This window comes from Trebonia sp. (assembly GCF_049794275.1).
In the GTDB taxonomy this organism is placed as follows: domain Bacteria; phylum Actinomycetota; class Actinomycetes; order Streptosporangiales; family Streptosporangiaceae; genus Trebonia.
Genome location: NZ_JBARCR010000554.1, coordinates 1 through 4,256, shown reverse-complemented (window position 1 = coordinate 4,256; position 4,256 = coordinate 1). Strand labels below are relative to the sequence as shown.

4 protein-coding genes are annotated in these 4,256 nt (G+C 69.3%); 2 read left to right on the top strand and 2 right to left on the bottom strand.

What is annotated here, in order from left to right; genetic code table 11:
• The coding region (locus WA805_RS15245) for an endonuclease/exonuclease/phosphatase family protein (protein ID WP_425242645.1) at positions 1 to 697 on the top strand (697 nt) is incomplete at its 5' end.
• Positions 698 to 830: 133 nt separating this feature from the next.
• Here WA805_RS15245 and WA805_RS15240 read toward each other — a convergent pair.
• On the bottom strand, positions 831 to 1,256 hold the full coding sequence (locus WA805_RS15240) for an EVE domain-containing protein (protein ID WP_422276727.1): 426 nt from the start codon (positions 1,254 to 1,256) through the stop codon (positions 831 to 833).
• Between the two features lie 186 nt (positions 1,257 to 1,442).
• Between WA805_RS15240 and WA805_RS15235 the strand changes: the two genes are divergently transcribed.
• Entirely contained in the window at positions 1,443 to 2,333 is an 891-nt protein-coding gene (locus WA805_RS15235) for a class I SAM-dependent methyltransferase (RefSeq protein WP_425238779.1), read from the top strand.
• Here WA805_RS15235 and WA805_RS15230 read toward each other — a convergent pair.
• Positions 2,330 to 4,256: primary-amine oxidase (locus tag WA805_RS15230; protein ID WP_425242644.1), on the bottom strand; the 1,927-nt coding region annotated here is incomplete at its 5' end. The genes WA805_RS15235 and WA805_RS15230 overlap by 4 nt on opposite strands.

The window sequence follows — 4,256 nt, the reverse complement described above, 5'->3', positions numbered from 1 at the left end:
GCCGAGGCCCCAGCCGACGGCATCCGGGCCGGTGCTGCGGGTGCTCACCGTTAACCTGTTCCACGGCCGGGGGGACGCGGAGGCTGTCGTCGCCCAGGTCCTTGAGGCCGGCGTAGACGTGCTCTTCCTGCAGGAACTCACCGCGGACGCGGTGACCGGCCTGAAGCAGGCGGGGCTGGCAGACCTGATGCCGCACACCCGGCTCGAGCCCAGGAGAGGCTCGGGCGGCTCAGGGATCTACTCCAGGTTCCCGCTGAGCGAGGGCCCGCGGGTGGCGCCGGTACGCGCGGCACAGCCGACCGCTCTGCTCGAGCTGCCCGGCGGGGAAGCGGTGGAGCTGATCTGCGTGCACCCGTCCGCGCCGGCGCTACGGCGGGACGGCGCCATCCGGTGGCGCGCGGAACTCGCGGTGCTGCCACCGCCCGGGCGGCTGCCCAGGGTGCTGGCGGGGGACTTCAACGCCACCATTGACCATGCCGCGTTCCGCGACGTGCTGCGCCTCGGCTACGCCGACGCGGCACGCCAGGCGGGGAAGGCGCTGACCCCCACCTGGGGGCCGCCAGGGAAAGGCGCGGTGCTCACCCTCGACCACGTGCTGGTGGACCAGGGCTGCGCGGTGCTCGCGTGCTCAGTGCACGCCATCCCCGGTAGCGATCACCGCGCTGTCTACGCCGCGATTCAGCTCCCCGGGCGGTAACCGGCCCGGGCCGCCTCGATGCCGGACTTAGGAGCAGATCGTTACGCTTTTCTTGCTGTTATCACCGGTTTCCCGTAATTTCCTGCTCCTATGTCGCGATTTTCGTCTCGCGATCTGAGATGACGTGGCCCTTCTAGCGCGGCAGGGGATCCAGGCGCGGGGCGGCTCGCGCGGCCAGCGCCGCGGCGACGTCCGGCGGCACTGGCGCGTTGGAGCCCTGGAATCCGCGGAACGGGCGGAACGAGCCGAGTTGCACGTCCTCGAGCAGCTCAGACCTGAGCAGTGGCGGGCGGATGCGGTAGTCGAACCTGATGTCGGTCCGCCACCGGAAGTGCGCCGGGTCGGATGGCTGAACGGGGTGCTCGTAGGTCTCGGACACGATCGTCGCTGCGTAGTAGATGCCCGGGTCTTTCGGCCCCACGATCTGCAGCCAGACCCGGTCGCCGAACGCCATCCTATCCCGGTAGCGAGGCGTGCCCCACCAATGCTCCCGCGAGGCGGTCACCGCGGCGTCCAGGTCGTAGTGCCGACGGTTGCCCTGAAAGATCCAGTCAGCCATGACTTCCCAGGCTAGCCTGGGCGCGCTCCGTCCTGGCCGCCGCTCGTCACGAGTAATGTGCTGCGGAGTCAGTCGCTTCCGTTCGGACATATCAAAAACATCAGCCCGAACGGACGCGTGGTTCCCCTGATACCTCACTCTGTTGTCCCTGGTGAGTAACGGATGAAGGAGTCCGCAGTGCGCCGAATGATCCTCAGGTACGTGCGCGTCGAGACGGTAGCCGTGCTGGTCACGGCGTGGCTGGCTGGCGCGCTCGGGCTCGGGCTGGCGACAGACGCGGGAGCGGTGCCGACGGCGGCGCTGATGGCGCTAGGGGCGCTGCTTGGCGGCCTGCTGCTGCTGATCAGGCACAGCCTCGACCTGGCCGACCGGATCGGCAACCTGGCCGCTCAGAGCACGCGCACGTTCGAGACCGTGCGGCGGGTCGAAGCAGACAGCCGGAAAGAGCTCAAGCAGACCTTCGGCCAGATGGAAGCGCTGCAGAACCTGAACGCCATCCTTCCGACCAGCGACGTGCTGCCCGCCACCCGGGGCTGGGCGGCGTCGCCAGACCTGCTCTTGGCGCTGGTCGACCTGGTCATCACCGAACGGCCGTCGCTCATCGTGGAATGCGGCAGCGGCGCGTCCACGCTGTGGCTCGCCCTGGCGCTGCGGCGATTCGGGATCGACGGCCGGATCATCGCGCTCGATCACGACCCGGTTTTCTCCGGCAAGACCCGCGACTTCCTGGCCAGGCATGACGTCCTCGATCTCGCCGAGGTACGCGACGCACCGCTGGAGAGCTTCAGCCTTGATGGCGAGACCTACTCGTGGTACGCCAGGACAGCATGGGAGGACCTCGCGGGGATCGATCTCCTCTTCGTCGACGGACCGCCCGCGGCCACCGGTCACCAGGCCCGATACCCGGCGCTGCCGTTGCTGAACAAGTCGCTCAGCCCGATTGCCACCATCGTCCTCGACGACCTCATCGTGCCGGACATGCGGGAAGTACTGCCGCGCTGGCTTGACGCGGACCCGGGTTTCAGCTCCGAGATCCTGCCGCTGGAGAAGCAGGCCGCGGTGCTGCGCAGGACCTAGCCGGATGACGAGTCCGGGTGGCAGTGCCCGCCCGGCGCGGGCACGTCGAGCGTCGGGTTGCGGTCGAAGAAGCCGGTCGGCTTGAGCATGAAGCCTGTCCTGGTGACCGGCATCACCGGCCAGTCCTCGAGCCGCACGAAGTGCGTCGGCCCGAACGTGTGCCAGAGGACGATGTCCTGGCCGTCGATGTCCCGGTCGGCCGCGGTGTAGGCCGGCAGCCCGCCGCCGGGGCTCTGGTTCACGAAGTCGCCGGCCGGGTACCGCTGCGCGGGGTCGTAACGGGTCACCCACAGGGCGCGGGTGGCGAAGCCGGCCCGCGTCGCGATCGGCGAGGAAGGATCGGCCAGCAGGGCCGGCTGCGGCTCCGGGTACAGCGTGAACGCGGTCGGCTTGCCGAACCGGTTCACGGCGGAACTGCTGAGCACCCGCCACACCCGTCCCCTGGACGAGTCGCCGCTGCGCGCACCAACGGACTCCGAGGTCAGCCGCGTCACGCGCTGCACGATCGCGTTGCCGTACGGGTTGTCCGGCCCGATCGGCAGGCCGGTCACGTCGACCTCATCGACCGCGTTCGCCAGCCCGTCCACGGACATGTCGAGCCGCGCGCTGAACAGGTGCTGGTGCACCGGGGCGCCGAGGCCGGGCGCCACCTCGGTGGAGTACGGGTGATCGCCGCCCGGATGGCCGGCCGTGAACACGATCCCGGTCATCTTGATCTCGCACTCGATCGTGCCATCCAGGTAGAAGTACCAGTAGAAGCCGTAGTCGTAGTTGCCGACCGTGGTGAAGAACGACACGACGAGCCGGCGCTGCCTGCGCGACTGCGCCGAGCCGTTGAAGATGTCGGTGTGCTTCCAGAGGATGCCGAAGTCCTCTTCGTGGATGCAGATGGCGTTGCGCACCACGGCGGGCTCGCCGGTCTCGCCGCAGATCACCGCGTCGAGGTAGGTGATCTCGCCGAGGCAGTCGCAGCCGAGCTCAAGCGAGTTGACCCACTTCCCGACCAGGTACTCGCCGGTGTCGAAGTACGCCTGCCAGTAGCGGAACCGCGGATCACCGTACGGCACCACCATCTCGGGCACCGAAGCCCGGTAGATCACCGGCCGCCCCGCCAGCTCGATCTGGTGCAGGGTAAGCCCCTCGCGCGCGTCGAAGCCCACCCGCAGCGACCAGTCCTGCCAGCGCAGCAGGTTCCCTTCCACGGTGAAGCTCGGCCCCTCAGGCTGGGTGATCTCGATCGGCCGCAAGGTCGTGCGCTCCGGCCCGCGCACCACCGGATCGTCGTAGTCCCCGGATTCGGCGGGCACCGGCAGCGAGAACTCGTCGATGACCCGCAGGACCTTCTTCTCGATCAGGTCCACGTGCGCGGTGACCCCGTCGATCGGGTGCGCCCAGGCCAGGTCGTGCTCCCTGGCCTGCAGGAAGCCCAGGACGCGCACCATGCGCCGCTCGTCGTCCTCGGCCGGCGCGCGGTACGCGCCCGCCGTGATCGGGCAGATCCGGATCTTGCTCATGTCCGTCAGCCCGCGCCGCGCCATGGCCTCTTGCCAGCCGGGATCGGCGTGCACGATCTCCTCGACCAGGTGGTACTCGGAGTCGACGATCGGCAGCTGCCCCTCCGCCGCGGTGTCCACCGTGCGCGCGCTGACCACGCTGCGCCGCCCGAGGGACACCACGACGTCGGTGGACTCACCGTTCTTGAGGTTGATCAGGAAGGCGCGCAGCCGCCGGTCGGCCGGGACGCGGTCCGCCCCGCCCGCCAGCACCTCGTCCTTGGGCGGTTCCTCAAGTCCGTAGTAAGCGAAGCTAACCGGGTCCGCCAGCAGTCCCGCCGCCGCCATGATCTCCCGCCCGGCCAGGTATTCCTCGGCGGTGGCCGGGTCGAGAGCGTGCGGGACTGCGTTACTCATCGGCGATGATCGA